Here is a 15136-nt window from a genome sequence, read left to right as displayed (position 1 = left end):
CAACAAAAAAGTAGCGAAATATGCCTTAACAATAACAACCCAACAGCAGAACTCAACTTTAAGTCACTAAGATTGTCAGACAATATCAAGGCGCTCATGAGGAAAATGAGTCGATGTTTCATCTAGAGAAACTCGAAGTTGCGCTTAAATTATTTTAAAAAATGGTTATTTTTATGACGCTATTTGAAGTCAAAAACAGGTTACATATTAAAGATGCGCTTTCGGGACTGGTGGTCTTTTTGGTGGCATTGCCCTTGTGTCTGGGTATTGCACTGGCCTCTGGTGCCCCGATTTTATCCGGAATTCTGGCAGGCATTATTGGTGGCATTGTGGTGGGTTTCTTAAGCGGTTCGCACATTAGTGTGGCCGGACCTGCCGCGGGCCTGACGGCAGTGATTTTGGTACAGTTAGAACAGTTAGGCGGCAATTATGCCGCCTTTTTATTGTGTATTATCTTTGCAGGTGGCTTACAGATTTTATTCGGTCTGTTTAAGCTGGGTTTCTTTGCAAATTATATTCCCAACAATGTGATTTTAGGGCTTTTGGCCGCGATCGGTGTGATTTTGATTGCAACGCAGATTCCGTATCTGCTTGGGCTTGGAAATTTCTCTTGGCGCGAACTCTGGAGCGATCAGGGTATCAATCCCAATATTCAGCTAGATGCCGGTGCCATGGCCATTGGGTTGCTTAGTGTTGTGGTCATTTTAGTCTGGGATAAAACCCCTTTAAAAAAACTGGTCTTACCTTCGGCATTGATTGCAGTCTTGGTTGCAGCAGTACTGAACTACGTCTTGACCTACTTACAGTCACCATGGGCCATTCAGACTGAAAATCTGATTCAGTTGCCTAATCTGCTCAATGCGACAGAAAGTGCTTTTATTTTTCCCGACTGGAGCGCGCTCACCAATCCACTGATTTATACCGGTGCGATTACGTTGGCAGTGGTGGCCTCGCTTGAAACGTTGTTAAATTTGGAAGCCGCCGACAAACTTGATCCACATAAGCGTGCCTCACCACCGAACCGTGAACTCTGGGCGCAGGGCACAGGCAATATTATTTCGGGTTTGATTGGTGGAATGCCAATTACCTCAGTGATTGTGCGTAGCTCAGTTAACGCCAATACTGGCGCACGCAGTAAATGCTCCACCATTATTCATGGAATATTATTGTTACTCGCTGTGCTGTTTTTTGTGCCTCTCATGAATATGATTCCATTGTCTGCGCTGGCCGCAATCTTGATTTTAACAGGCTTTAAACTCACCCATCCAAGTCTGTTTAAAAAGCTTTATCAGCAAGGCTGGACGCAGTTTATTCCGTTTATGATTACCTTGGTGGCGATTTTACTGACCGATTTGCTTGTCGGGATTTTAATTGGTTTGGCCAGCAGTATTGTGTTTATCTTGTATGGGAATCTGCATAAAGGCGTGCGTGTATATCGTGAAAAGCATTTGCACGGTGTAATTACCCGAATAGAACTGCCTTCTCAGGTGACTTTTTTAAATCGGGCATCGCTTATTTCTGCGCTTGAACGGGTACATAAGCATGAAAAACTGGTGATTGATGCCACACAGTCGGACAGTATCGATCCTGATATTTATCAAGTGATTCAGGAATACCAAAACGAAACAGCAATAAAACGCCAAATCGATTTAAAGCTGATCGGTTTTAAACAACATTATCAAGAACTCGATGATGCTGTACTGGATATCGACATCAGCACACGTGATTTGCAGTCCAAACTTAAGCCATCGGATGTGCTGAAATTACTCAAAGAGGGCAATCAGCGCTTTGTGAGAAATGAACGTTTGCAGCGCGATATCTATCGCCAGATTCGCGTTACGGCAGATGAAGGCCAGCATCCGATTGCAGCAGTGCTGGGGTGTATGGATTCGCGTGCACCGACAGAAATGCTGTTTGATGTCGGCATCGGTGATTTGTTCAGTTTACGTATCGCAGGAAATGTGGCCGGTCAGAAGGTGCTCGGCTCACTTGAATTTGCCTGTCAGGCCAAAGGCGCAAAAGTGATTGTGGTGTTGGGTCATACCGACTGTGGTGCAGTGACCAGTGCCTGCCAGCTGAGCTTGCAGAAACAAAGTGTGGCAGATATTAAGGAAATGCCGCATATTCAATATGTACTTGGGCCACTGATGCACTCGGTGGATAATGTCTATGACATCATGCAGCCTCGTAGTCTCACGCCCGCGTTTATTGATCAGGTGACTGCCATGAACGTGCATTACAATATTCAGTACATTATCAAGCACAGTGCCGTACTTCGAGAGATGCTTGAGCATCAACAGATTGATATTGTAGGCGCCATTTATGATGTGAAAACAGGCAAAGTCAACTTTCTCTAATCCCGACTTGATATTTCAAGTATAAAAAAGCCTCTCATATAGAGAGGCTTTTTTTATACAAACTTACCAGTGTTCACCCGGGAATAAACGGGCGTAGGCACGCTGGAGCAAATTCAATTTTTCCTGTTCACCAATGGCGGCTGTCGAGCTTGGGAACAAATTAAAGCCAATCGACATCAGAATATTATTGATATCCGGTGCAATCGCATAGGTAATTGAGGCCAAACGTCCAAGATGGGTCGCAATACGTTTTGGTCGTTTCACAATCGCGTAGACAATCAGATCGGCCGCTTCGTCTGGTGAAAGTGTCGGAACGTACTTATAAATTTTGGTCGGCGCGATCATTGGCGTACGAACCAAAGGCATGTAAATAGAGGTGATTGAAATTTTATGCTTGAGGACTTCGGCAGACAGGCAACGACTAAATGCATCTAGGGCAGCTTTAGACGCCACATAGGCAGAAAAACGTGTGGCATTGGCCAAAACACCAATCGAACTGATATTAATGATCTGACCATTTTTACGTTTGATCATATGAGGCAAGAGATTCAAGACCAAGCGCACTGCACCAAAGTAGTTGAGCTGCATGGTTCGTTCAAAATCGTGAAAACGGTCATACGATTCATGAACAGCACGGCGGATTGAACGCCCCGCATTGTTAATCAGGTAATCAACGTGATCGACATGTGCCATAACCTGTTTAGAAAGTTCATCAATGGCATTCATGTCGGTCAGGTCACACGGAAAAATAGAGGCATGCCCACCTTTTTGCTCAATTTCAGCTTTTACTTCTTCAAGCGTTTCTTGAGTTCTGGCCACCAGTAAAACATGCGCTCCCGCAGCAGCAATCCGTTTGGCAATCGTCAGACCAATACCGCTAGAGGCACCTGTAATTAAGGCAACTTTACCTTTTACGTTCTGTTGAAAAAGAGCTTCAAGTTTTTTATTCACGCGTTTTTCCCTGATTTATGTCACAAAGCAATGGCTATAGTTATTTTAGTCGATTAGGTTCTTCAATAGGGTGAAATGAGACTCGTCGATGAAATTAATCTAAATTGATTTAAAGAAAAAATCTAGTAATAAGTCCATGAAATTACAAAAGTTTTTAGAGTAATTGCTCTAATTGAATTTAGCGGATAAGTTTACTTTTAGCACAAAATATTGAAGCAGTACAACAAAAAAAGCCTCTATTGAGAGGCGCTTTGTATAAAAGATCATTTACACCCGAGCCAATGCCTGTTCCAGATCGGCAAGTAAATCGTCAATATGCTCAATTCCAACCGAGAGTCGAACCATATCTTCTGAAACACCTGCAGCCTTGAGCTCATCTGAATTTAATTGACGGTGTGTGGTGGTAGCAGGATGACACGCCAGACTTTTTGCATCTCCGATATTGACGAGGCGGGTAAAGAGTTGCAGTGCATCGATAAAACGCGTTCCGCCTTCACGACCATGCTCAACACCAAAGGATAATATGCCAGAGGGCGTACCCTTCACATATTTCTGAGCCAGCGCATGCTGTGGATGTTGCTCTAAACCCGCGTAATTCACCCATTTGACTTTCGGATGCTGTGTTAAATATTTCGCAACTTGAAGCGCATTTTGGGTATGTTTTTGCATGCGTAAAGAGAGTGTTTCAAGGCCCTGTAAAATCAGAAAAACACTCAAAGGGCTAATCGCTGCGCCTGTATTACGAAGTGGCACCACGCGCGCACGGGCAATATATGCGGCTTCTCCCAGAGCCTCAACATAATTGACGCCGTGATAGCTCGGATCTGGCGAATTTAACACTTTAAAGCGTTCAGGATATTTCGCCCAAGGAAATTTGCCGCTGTCGATAATCACGCCACCAATGCTATTGCCGTGACCGCCAATATATTTGGTCAATGAATGCACGATAATATCGGCACCAAATTCAAACGATTTTTGCAGCACGGGAGTGGCCACGGTATTGTCGACCACCACGGGCACGCCATATTCGTGGGCAATCAGGGCAATTGCTTCTAAGTCGATAATATTACCCAAAGGATTGCCTATCGATTCTACAAAAACCAGTTTGGTTTTCTCGTCAATTAAACTGCGCAACTGCTCTGGTTGCTGGTAATCAAAAAAGCGTACCTCAATGCCCTGCTTGGGAAGGGTATGCGCAAATAAATTATAGGTGCCACCATACAGTGTAGACACAGACGCAATATTGTCGCCGGCTTCGGTGATGGTTTGAATGGCATAGCTAATGGCGGCCATACCTGATGCCAGTGCCAAGGCACCAATTCCCCCTTCGAGTGCGGTAAGGCGTTGCTCCAGCACGGCTGTAGTAGGGTTCATAATTCGCGTATAAATATTGCCTTGTACTTTTAAATCGAAGAGGTCTGCACCGTGCTGGGTATTGTCGAAGGCATAAGACGTGGTTTGATAAATGGGAACGGCCACGGCTTTGGTGGTGGGGTCGGGCTGGTAACCGGCATGAATAGCCAGTGTTTCGTCTTGGTAGCGATGTGTCATTGTTTTTATTGAAGTGATCAAAGAATGATCCATTTTTTTAGCATATTCTTTATGCATGATTTAGACGTTTTTATGGAAAGTTCAGCAGGTTTAAACATAATAATTTTGAGCTGGATGTTTGCCCAGCATCTTTATGACTTTACACGATGTTGAGAGAACGCCACAAAAACTTACTGGCAGTCTGAGCCTGGCAAGAACACTATAAAAATACAAGTTATTCAATTCATGATAAAAAAGCTGGAGAAGTGAAATAATGAGTACTCAAAAAGTATCTGATATTATCATTGAGGTGCTGGAGCAAGCAGGTGTTCAACGTTGCTACGGTATCGTGGGAGATACCTTAAACCATGTCACTGACTCTATGTCGAAGAGTAAAATTGAATGGATTCATGTGCGCCATGAAGAAGTAGGTGGCTTTGCAGCAGGTACAGATGCATTACTCAGTGGTCACTTAACGGCATGTGCTGGTTCTTGCGGACCGGGCAGTCTGCACTTTATTAATGGCTTGTATGAATCGCATCGAAACCGTGCGCCTGTTATTTTGATTGCCAGCCAGATTTCAACCGAAATGGCAGGATTTATCGACTTCCCGCAATATGTCGATTTTAAATCGGTTTATGCGAAAAATTCGGTTTTTTGTGAAGAAATCACGCAGCCTTCTCAGGCCAGACATATCATGAGTATGGCATGTCAGGCTGCCCTGACCAAGCGTGGTGTCGCCGTGGTCATTGTGCCAGCCAACATCAGTGAAGCATCGGCTGAAGCAGGCTTGCCTTTCGTGCCACGCCAAACACATCCAGATATATTGCCAAGTCAATTCGAGCTTAAGCAGATCGTTGAGCTGATTTCACAACATCAAAAAATTGGTATTTATGCTGGTGCAGGATGTGAAGATGCACATGATCAGCTCGTGGCTTTTGCAGAGAAGTTAAAAGCGCCTGTTGCCCATACTTCACGTGCCAAGGATTTTGTTGAATATGACAATCCGTACAACATGGGCATGACGGGTATTTTTGGCAATAAAGCGGGTTATCACACCCTTATGGATTGCGATTTACTGATTTTGCTGGGGGCGGATTTTGCATGGGCACAGTATTATCCAAGTCATGCCAAAATCTTGCAGATCGATATTGATCCGACACATTTAGGGCGACGCCATCCTATTACACTCGGTGCGGTAGGTAAAATTTCCTCGACGCTCAATGCCTTATTGCCACTGCTTGAAACACGTCAAGAACGCGCATTTTTGGATCATTGTCTTGAACTGAAACATCAAAGTGATGAAACACGCCATAAAGAGGAACGCGTTGGAAAAGACGGACTGATTCATCCGCAGTATTTGGTGTCTTTGCTGAACCGTTACGCCGATCAGGATGCAATTTTCTTTGGCGATGGTGGCTCACCGATGGTCTGGGTGCTCAGACATATTGATGTAAACGGTAAACGCCGAACCTTTACCAGTTTATTGCACGGCACGATGGCCAATGCCATGCCACAGGCACTTGGCGCACAAAAAGCCTTTCCGAAGCGTCAGATTATTGCACTTTGTGGAGATGGGGGCTTGGCCATGTTGCTCGGTGATTTACTCACCACCATTCAGGAAAAACTACCGATCAAGATTGTGGTGTTTAACAACAGTTCACTGAATTTTGTGGAGCTTGAACAAAAAGTGGAAGGAATGCTTGACCACTATACGGACTTGGTTAATCCTGATTTTGGCAAGCTGGCCAATGTGATTGGGCTGCATGGGCAGACCGTAACGCACGGTGCTGGCTTGGAGCAAGCAGTCGAACAATTTTTAAAGCATGATGGCCCAGCATTACTCGATGTGCATACCAATCCGATGGAACTGGTAATGCCGCCAGATCCGAATCTGAATCAGGTGTCGTCTACTTCACTTTATGCAATCAAGGCCTTGATGTCGGGCCGAGTAGATGACGTTAAAAATTTGTTGGTGAATAATTTTATTAAATAAATTTATTTAAAAGTATGCATCTTTGAGTCGGGATATCAGCAAAAAATGCATGATCTAGCGTCATGCATTTTTTATATCAGGAAACAATTTTGACGACATTTATCAGTCATAAAAACCGATTAAACTCAATCACGCCTTATTTTTTTGCCGCGTTCAGCATATAATAGCTGCTATTTTTCGCTCATTGCGATCTGTTGGTTTTTCAATTGAGGAGTCCTAAGTGGCCCAATATATTTACACGATGAACCGAGTGTCCAAGATGGTTCCGCCAAAGCGCGAAATCCTCAAGGATATCTCTTTATCATTTTTTCCGGGTGCCAAAATCGGTGTGCTCGGCTTAAACGGGGCAGGTAAATCGACCTTGCTTCGTATTATGGCGGGCGTAGACAAAGATTTCTCAGGTGAAGCACGTGCACAGCCGGGCATCAAAATTGGTTACCTCGAGCAGGAACCACCGCTAGATCCAAATAAAGACGTGCGTGGCAACGTTGAAGATGGCGTGCGTGAAGCCCTCGATGCGCTTGAGCGCCTTGATCAGGTTTTTGCTGAATATGCAGATCCAGATGCCGACTTTGACAAATTAGCCAAAGAGCAAGAAAAGCTTGAAGCAATTATTCAAACGTGGGATGCACATAACCTCGACAACCAGTTGGAAATTGCGGCAAATGCCTTGAATCTTCCAGCATGGGATGCCGATGTCTCTTTGCTTTCTGGTGGTGAGCGCCGCCGTGTTGCACTGTGCCGTTTACTGTTGTCGAAGCCAGACATGTTGCTTCTTGACGAACCAACCAACCATTTGGATGCCGAATCGGTGTCTTGGTTAGAGCGTTTCTTGAAAGATTTCCCGGGCACCATCGTGGCGATTACGCACGACCGTTATTTCCTCGATAACGTCGCCGAGTGGATTTTGGAGCTTGACCGCGGGCATGGTATTCCATACCAAGGTAACTATACCTCTTGGTTAGAGCAAAAGAATGCGCGTTTAGAGCAGGAACAAAAGCAAGAAGAATCATTTGCCAAAGCCTTGAAGAAAGAGCTTGAATGGGTTCGTTCGAATGCTAAAGGTCAGCAAAAGAAAAACAAAGCGCGTATGGAGCGTTTTGAAGAGCTGAACTCGAAAGAATTCCAACAACGAAATGAAACCTCTGAAATCTATATTCCACCTGGCCCGCGTTTGGGTAACAAAGTGGTTGAGGTTGAAGGCATCAGCAAATCATTTGATGGCCGTTTGCTTTATGAAAACCTGACCTTTACCGTTCCGCCAACGGCAATTGTTGGTATCGTGGGTCCAAACGGTGCAGGTAAAACCACCTTATTCCGTATGATGACTGGCGAGCAGCAGCCTGATACCGGTACGGTCACACTGGGCGAATCAGTGAAAGTCGCGTATGTAGGTCAGATTCGTGACACCTTAGATAACAACAAAACCGTATGGGAAGAAGTTTCTGGCGGTTTGGATATCTTAAAAATTGGTGATTACGAAATCGCATCGCGTGCTTATATTGGTCGCTTTAACTTTAAAGGCCAAGATCAGCAAAAACGTGTAGGTGAATTGTCTGGTGGTGAGCGTAACCGTTTACAACTGGCGAAAATCTTGCAAATGGGTGCCAACGTTATTTTGCTGGATGAACCATCAAACGACTTGGATATTGAAACCTTACGTGCGCTTGAAGATGCCATTCTGGTGTTCCCGGGCACTGTAATGGTGGTCTCGCATGACCGTTGGTTCCTCGACCGTATTGCGACCCACATCTTGTCATTTGAGAATGAACAGCCAGAATTCTACACAGGTAACTATGCAGAATACGAAGCGTACCGTCAGTCTCGCTTAGGTGACGATGCAGTGCAAAAGCGCAGCAAATACAAAAAAATTACAGGTTAATTCCTGCATGAAAAACCAGCCTACGGGCTGGTTTTTTTATATCAGCATGTGTGGGTAAAAGTAATTTTATTACATGCCACAGCGTTGCTATACTTGGCACGATTTTAAATGATGGCTTTGTATGAAGCGCTCGACTGTTTGGATAACCGTCTTGATGAGTTTGTTCATGTTCCAAACTTTTTGGAATGTGGCGGCCGCGTTTTGTGCACACGAATCGACCACTGCAACGGTGGCGTATCATTTTGGTCATCATGCGCCATTGGCAGAGTCACACGCTGCACATTCCCCAAGTGTATCTGCATCTTCTAATCCTGCGGTGTTTCAGGATCATCACGATCATTTACCCACCTGTTTACACGTATTGTCTATTGCTGAGCAGCAATCTGCCACAGAGCCATTACGTTTCGGTCAGCTGATTCAGCAGCATTATAGCTGGGCAAACGCGTATCAGTCGCCGCATTTATTTCACCCGAACCCGCCGCCTATTTTAACCCCGCTATTGGTGGGGTAGCCAAAACAACCCACCAGAAATATTAACTATTTCATAGGGTTATTTTATGTCTATTTTTCTATCTTTACCGCGCGTATTGCGCGTGGATACGCATGGCGCTTCATTGATGCTTGGCGGGGTAATGCTGGGCGCATTATGGGTTTCACCCCCATTATATGCAGCACAATACACATCTCCAGCTCATTCTAAAGCTGTTCAAACCACATCATCTGCTCTTCATTACGCCGAGATTTTAGCAAAAGTTCAACGCTATCAGGCGCATATTCCCATTTGGGAGGCCCAGCAAAAAATAGCCCATGCTGCCGTTCGGCAAAGCCAGCTCTGGTCTAATCCAAATGTGACTGTGCAACAGACCGGTTTTCAATCTGGCGATGATCAAGAGCTTGAGTTTGGGATGAGTCAAAAACTGGATCTATTTGGTGAACGCCGCGCCGCAACGCGATTGGCACAGATACAGGTGCAACAGGTTAATCATCGACAAATGTTATTCGATGCGCAGCTGAAACTGATTGTTAAAGCTGCCTATGCCGAGGTGGTGGTGGCTGATCAGCAGCATGCCATTTTGCTCAAGCAACTCAGCAGTAGCCAAAAAATTCTGGATGCTGCGCGTTTACGCTATAAAGCGGGCAGTATCGCACAGGTCGATTTTGATCGGAGTCTGATGAATCATGTTGAAAATCAACGTGCCTTTCAAGAAAGTGAACTTGGCTTAAATCTGGCCAAACAAAAAATGGCGGCACTTTGGGGAGAGTCAATCACGAACTATCGGGTGGCAGATGACACCGCAGCGATCTGGCCCGCTACAAGTACTTCTTTCGATGCGAAACCCAACCTATATACACGAGCCATGCAGTTGCAGGCCGAGCAGCAGCGTTTAGAAATAGATTATTTAAAAGCACAGCGTCGGCCCAATCCGACCGTCACGCTTGGAGTGGTACAGAGCAAGCAGGCAGGCATGAGCGGACGTAATAATCAAATTCGTGCCGCTGTTGAAATTCCACTGAATCTGATTGACCGGCAGCAGTATGCCTTGCAGGGCTATGCCGCCAAGCAGCAACTGTTAGATCAGCAGCAGCGTTTTTATGCGCAGCAAAACCTCAATCAGCTCAAGCGACTTCAAACCGAGTTAATAGGGTTAAATACGCAATATCAGTTGATGCAAAAACAGCAGATCCCGCTCTCAGTCGAGGTACTCGACAAAATGCTACTCGGTTTTCAGGCGGGAAAATTCAGCATAACCGATGTACAGCAAGCTGCTTTGCAATTGCATGAGCAGCAGCTTAAAAAAAATCAACTTTTGAAACAGGCATGGCAAAGCACGCTGCAACTTGAAGCACGCACACTCGGGATTTCACCCGATACGATTATGTCGGCCGATGCCTTGGAACAACTCCAGTACACTCTCTGGCAAGACACGCAAAGCCTCAATACTGGTAATGGAGCAAACTAATGTTAACAAAAAAATCGCAGTGGTTTTGGGTGGTGCTGGTATTGATCATCAGTCTGGTCGTGGCAGGCATATTGCTATTTTCCGGCAAAAAATCGAGTGCTATGAATGGCGGTGAAGCTGAGCATGCACATGCAGAGGCGCAAGAGGCTAAGACTGAAGAATCCGGTCATGAAGCACATCAAGAAAAAGCCACAGAGGCGCATCAAGAAGAGCAGCCAGAACTGATCTTTACAGCCCAGCAGCTTCAGCAATTTGGCATTGTGACCGATCGTGTGCGTTTGGGCGAAATTCAGCAACAGACTCGGCATCCGGCGAAACTGGTGGTCAATACTGATGCACAGGCGCATGTGGGAGCATCTTTTATGGCGCAAGTCGAGCAAGTGAATGTCAGTCTTGGACAGTCGGTTAAAAAAGGGCAAGTCTTGGCGACGCTGTTTGTTCCCGAGTTGATTGATCAACAGGCCAATTTAAGTCTGGCACGTGAAGCACTCAATCTTGCAGCGCAAGACTATCAACGTGAGAAGCAACTGATGAATCAAGGCGTGTCTGCACGTCAGGACTATCAGCGTGCATACAATGCCTATCGTCAGGCACAAATTCAGGTTCAGGCGGCGACACAGCGGCTTTCGGCCTACGGGGCCAGCGCAGGAAGTCAGGGTCGATACGCTGTGCGTGCGCCGCTGAGTGGCACCATCAGCAGCAAAGATATTGTGGTGGGCGAGCAAGTCGCGACAGGTAAACCTTTGTTTGTCATTGATCAGCTCGATCAGTTATGGCTGGAGTTTATTTTGCCCAATAGCAGCACAGTCGCCATGCAACCAGGTCAAAAAATAAAATTTGTTTCCTTGCAAACCCAGCATGAGTTTGAGGCACAAATTCAGAGCTTAACCGCACAGGCCGATCAAGACACTGGTCGTCTGCAAGTACGTGGCAAGGTGCTGACTGCGGCCAAAGAATTACGTCCGAATTTGATGGTTAATGTGCTGCTCGAAACACCTAATCCTGTGCCTGTTTTACGTGTAGACAAGCGTGCGATTCAGCAACGAGAAGGCCAGTCGGTGGTGTTTGTGGTCTCTCAAGACAAAAAAGGGCTGCGCTTTGAGCCAAAGCCTGTACAAACTGGTCGCTACTCAAGCGATGGTGCATGGGTTGAAATTGTTTCTGGGCTGACCCAACAGCAGCAGTATGTGCGTGAGGGGAGCTTCGTTTTAAAATCTGAACTGGAAAAAGGCGAGGCTGAGCATGGACACTAAGCACACAGATAGCTTGCCGCCTGCACAAGGGCTTTTCGATCGTTTGATCCAGTTCGCCATCCAGAATGCCATCTGGGTGTTGCTGTTTATGGTCGCATGGATCGGTATCGGCATTTACAGCTACAAAAATCTGGCGATTGAAGCTGTTCCCGATATTACCAATGTACAAGTTCAAATCAATTCACAAGCCAATGGTTTTACTGCAACCGAAGTGGAGCAGCGGATTACCTATCCCATTGAAAATGCCATGGCCGGATTGCCCAGCATGGAGCAAACCCGTTCGATTTCCCGCTATGGTTTGTCGCAAGTCACGATTATTTTTAAAGATGGAACCGATATTTATTGGGCACGTCAGCTGATTAATCAGCGTTTACAGGAAGCAAAAAGTGCACTTCCAGCGAGTGTCGATCCACAAATGTCGCCAATTTCGACAGGGTTGGGGGAAATTTACCAGTGGGTGATCAAGGCTGAACCTCAGGCTAAAAAGCCCGATGGCTCATCCTACACAGCAATGGATCTTAGGGAAATTCAAGACTGGATTGTACGTCCGCAATTGCAACGTGTGCCGGGAGTCGCCGAAATTAATAGCATTGGTGGATACAATAAAATCTATATTGTATCGCCAGATTTAAATCGGTTGCAGCAGCTTAATCTTTCCCTTACGACACTGCAACAAGCCCTGACCGACAATAACGAGAACCGTGGTGCAGGATTTATCGAAGACAATGGTCAGCAACTCACCGTCCGTGTGCCAGGCATGTTAAGCAGTATTCAAGACATCGAAAATGTTACGCTAGAGACCAAAAGTGGCTTGCCAATACGTGTCTCGGATGTTGCAAAGATCTCGATCGGACATGATCTGCGTACGGGTGGCGCCACCTACAATGGCGAAGAAACCGTGCTCGGCATCGCCATGATGATGATGGGCGAAAACAGCAAAACCGTGGCGCAGGCACTCAATGCCAAAGTGGCACAAATCCAGACCTCTCTACCCGCGGGTGTGGTACTGGAAACCGTCTATAACCGCAGTACCTTGGTGGATCGGGCCATTCATACCGTGGCCAAAAACCTGATTGAAGGCGCCATTTTGGTGATTGTGGTGCTGTTTATTTTTCTGGGTAATTTTCGGGCGGCATTGATTACCGCGTGTGTGATCCCGCTGTCGATGCTATTTACGCTAACGGGTATGGCACAGCAGCACATCAGTGCCAACCTGATGAGTCTGGGCGCACTTGATTTCGGCATCATTGTCGATGGTGCAGTGGTCATTGTGGAAAACTGTATCCGTCGACTGGCCGAAGCACAGCAGCTTCAAGGCCGTCTACTCACCCGTCAGGAGCGTTTTAAAGAAGTCTTTTTGGCAGCAAAACAGGCTCGTCGGCCGCTGCTTTTTGGTCAATTCATTATTATGGTGGTGTACTTGCCCATTTTTGCATTGTCTGGTGTTGAGGCAAAAATGTTTCATCCTATGGCGATTGCGGTGGTCTTGGCACTTTTAGGCGCCATGATTTTGTCGATTACCTTTGTACCCGCGGCTGTTGCCCTTTGGGTGACTGGAGAAGTGAAGGAAACCGAAAGCCGTTGGATGCTGGCACTGAAAAGAGCTTATGCAGCGTTGCTAGATTGGGCGTATGCATGGCGTCGTGTGGTGCTTACCGGTGTGGTTGGTATCTTACTCATTACAGCCGCGATATCGACCCGAGTGGGAAGTGAATTTGCACCACAGCTCAGTGAAGGAGATTTTGCCTTGCAACTGATGCGTGCACCCAGCACAGGAATTGAGGAATCACTAAAAATTCAGACACAGGTTGAACAACAGCTTTTAAAGCAATTTCCAGAAATCAAAGCGATTTTTGCACGAACAGGCACGGCAGAGGTTGCCACCGATGTGATGCCACCAAATATTTCAGATGCCGTTATTTTGCTTAAACCACGTAAAGAATGGCCAGACTCAACCGAAACCATAGATGAACTGCGTGCTCGTATGTTGGATGCCGTGGCACAGCTACCGGGCAATAACAGCGAGTTTTCCCAGCCCATCGAATTACGTTTTAACGAACTAATCTCGGGCGTACGTAGTGATATCGGAGTCAAGGTGTTTGGCGATGATCTAGAAGTTCTGAATCGTGAAGCAGAAAAAATCGCTCAGCAGCTTAAAACCATTTCAGGCGCCAGTGAGGTCAAAGTCGAGCAAACCGATGGCTTGCCGTTGCTCAATGTGAAGATCGATCATGCCTTGGCCGCGCAATATGGCCTCTCGATCAAAGCCATTCAGGATCTGGTGGCAACCAGTATAGGGGGCGCGAGTGTGGGTCAAATTTTACAAGGAGACCGACGCTTCGACTTTGTCATTCGACTAGATGATCAATTGCGTACCCCGCAGCAACTGGCGATGCTGCCGTTGCAATTGCCTAATGGTGGCCTGATTCAATTACAAGATGTGGCTAAAGTGGAAACGATTTTGGGCTTTTCACAGGTGAGCCGTGAAAATGGCAAACGCCGTGTCATTGTGACCGCCAACGTACGTGATCGAGATCTCGGCTCTTTTGTGGCCGAGATGCAGCAAAGCTTGGCTCAGCAAAAATTGCCGAGTGGTTACTGGCTGGGTTATGGCGGGCAATTTGAAAATCTGGCTTCAGCCGCCGCACGCATGCAAATCGTGATTCCGCTGGCTTTGCTGATGATTTTTATTCTGCTCATGGCGGTATTTCACGACCTGCGCGAAAGCGTACTGGTTTTTAGTGGCGTACCATTTGCGTTGTCGGGCGGTATTGTGGCGCTTTGGCTTCGTGATATTCCCTTGTCGATGTCGGCAGGTGTCGGATTCATTGCACTTTCGGGGGTGGCCGTGCTCAATGGGCTGGTGATGCTGACCTTTATTAAGGAGTTGCGCTCGACTCTGGATGTGCATAGCGCCACATGGCGCGGGGCGATTCTCCGCTTGCGCCCAGTGTTGATGACAGCATGTGTGGCATCGTTTGGTTTTATTCCTATGGCACTGGCCACAGGTACAGGAGCAGAAGTGCAGCGACCTTTGGCAACCGTGGTCATTGGCGGGATTTTATCCTCGACGCTGCTCACCTTGCTGATTTTACCCGTGGTATATCGCTGGATGAATGAGCGACGCGAACAAAAACACGCAATTGCTACCGATCATTAAACCACTGTAACGGGTCTTCATGTTACATCATGATGTCATGAAGACT

The 15136-nt window shown here is 46.4% G+C and carries 9 protein-coding genes; 7 read left to right on the top strand and 2 right to left on the bottom strand.

Going from position 1 to position 15136, the window contains the following annotated elements; genetic code table 11:
* Positions 1 to 173 precede the first annotated feature (173 nt).
* Positions 174 to 2357 carry a bifunctional SulP family inorganic anion transporter/carbonic anhydrase gene (locus tag L2096_RS03450; RefSeq protein WP_250364873.1) on the top strand — a complete coding sequence of 728 codons (2184 nt, stop codon included), beginning with the start codon at positions 174 to 176 and terminating at the stop codon, positions 2355 to 2357.
* A 63-nt stretch (positions 2358 to 2420) separates the two neighbouring features.
* Here L2096_RS03450 and L2096_RS03445 read toward each other — a convergent pair whose 3' ends face one another.
* A complete protein-coding gene (locus tag L2096_RS03445) occupies positions 2421 to 3308 on the bottom strand; it encodes an SDR family NAD(P)-dependent oxidoreductase (RefSeq protein WP_004934161.1) in 888 nt (295 codons plus the stop codon).
* Between the two features lie 267 nt (positions 3309 to 3575).
* On the bottom strand, positions 3576 to 4859 hold the full coding sequence (locus tag L2096_RS03440; protein ID WP_250364872.1) for an O-acetylhomoserine aminocarboxypropyltransferase/cysteine synthase family protein: 1284 nt from the start codon (positions 4857 to 4859) through the stop codon (positions 3576 to 3578).
* Between the two features lie 253 nt (positions 4860 to 5112).
* Here L2096_RS03440 and L2096_RS03435 point away from each other — a divergent pair, with 253 nt between their 5' ends.
* The 6 genes from L2096_RS03435 to L2096_RS03410 all read left to right on the top strand — a co-directional run bounded on the left by L2096_RS03435 (position 5113) and on the right by L2096_RS03410 (position 15090).
* Positions 5113 to 6834, top strand: coding sequence for a thiamine pyrophosphate-dependent enzyme (locus L2096_RS03435; RefSeq protein WP_250364871.1), 1722 nt, complete (start codon positions 5113 to 5115; stop codon positions 6832 to 6834).
* A 220-nt stretch (positions 6835 to 7054) separates the two neighbouring features.
* Complete coding sequence (ettA, locus tag L2096_RS03430; protein ID WP_025094646.1) at positions 7055 to 8716, top strand: energy-dependent translational throttle protein EttA; 1662 nt, start codon at positions 7055 to 7057, stop codon at positions 8714 to 8716.
* Positions 8717 to 8837: 121 nt separating this feature from the next.
* Positions 8838 to 9227 (top strand): cation efflux protein, CzcI-like, encoded by a 390-nt coding sequence (locus tag L2096_RS03425; RefSeq protein ID WP_250364870.1) that lies wholly within the window; start codon positions 8838 to 8840, stop codon positions 9225 to 9227.
* 46 nt (positions 9228 to 9273) lie between these two features.
* Entirely contained in the window at positions 9274 to 10677 is a 1404-nt protein-coding gene (locus L2096_RS03420; RefSeq protein ID WP_250364869.1) for a TolC family protein, read from the top strand.
* Complete coding sequence (locus L2096_RS03415) at positions 10677 to 11930, top strand: efflux RND transporter periplasmic adaptor subunit (RefSeq protein ID WP_250364868.1); 1254 nt, start codon at positions 10677 to 10679, stop codon at positions 11928 to 11930. Before L2096_RS03420 ends, L2096_RS03415 begins: the two co-directional genes overlap by 1 nt.
* Entirely contained in the window at positions 11920 to 15090 is a 3171-nt protein-coding gene (locus L2096_RS03410; protein WP_250364867.1) for an efflux RND transporter permease subunit, read from the top strand. Before L2096_RS03415 ends, L2096_RS03410 begins: the two co-directional genes overlap by 11 nt.
* Positions 15091 to 15136 lie beyond the last annotated feature (46 nt).

It is taken from the genome of Acinetobacter sp. ACZLY 512 (assembly GCF_023614015.1).
In the GTDB taxonomy this organism is placed as follows: domain Bacteria; phylum Pseudomonadota; class Gammaproteobacteria; order Pseudomonadales; family Moraxellaceae; genus Acinetobacter; species Acinetobacter soli.
This window is presented reverse-complemented; position numbering and strand designations above follow the sequence as displayed.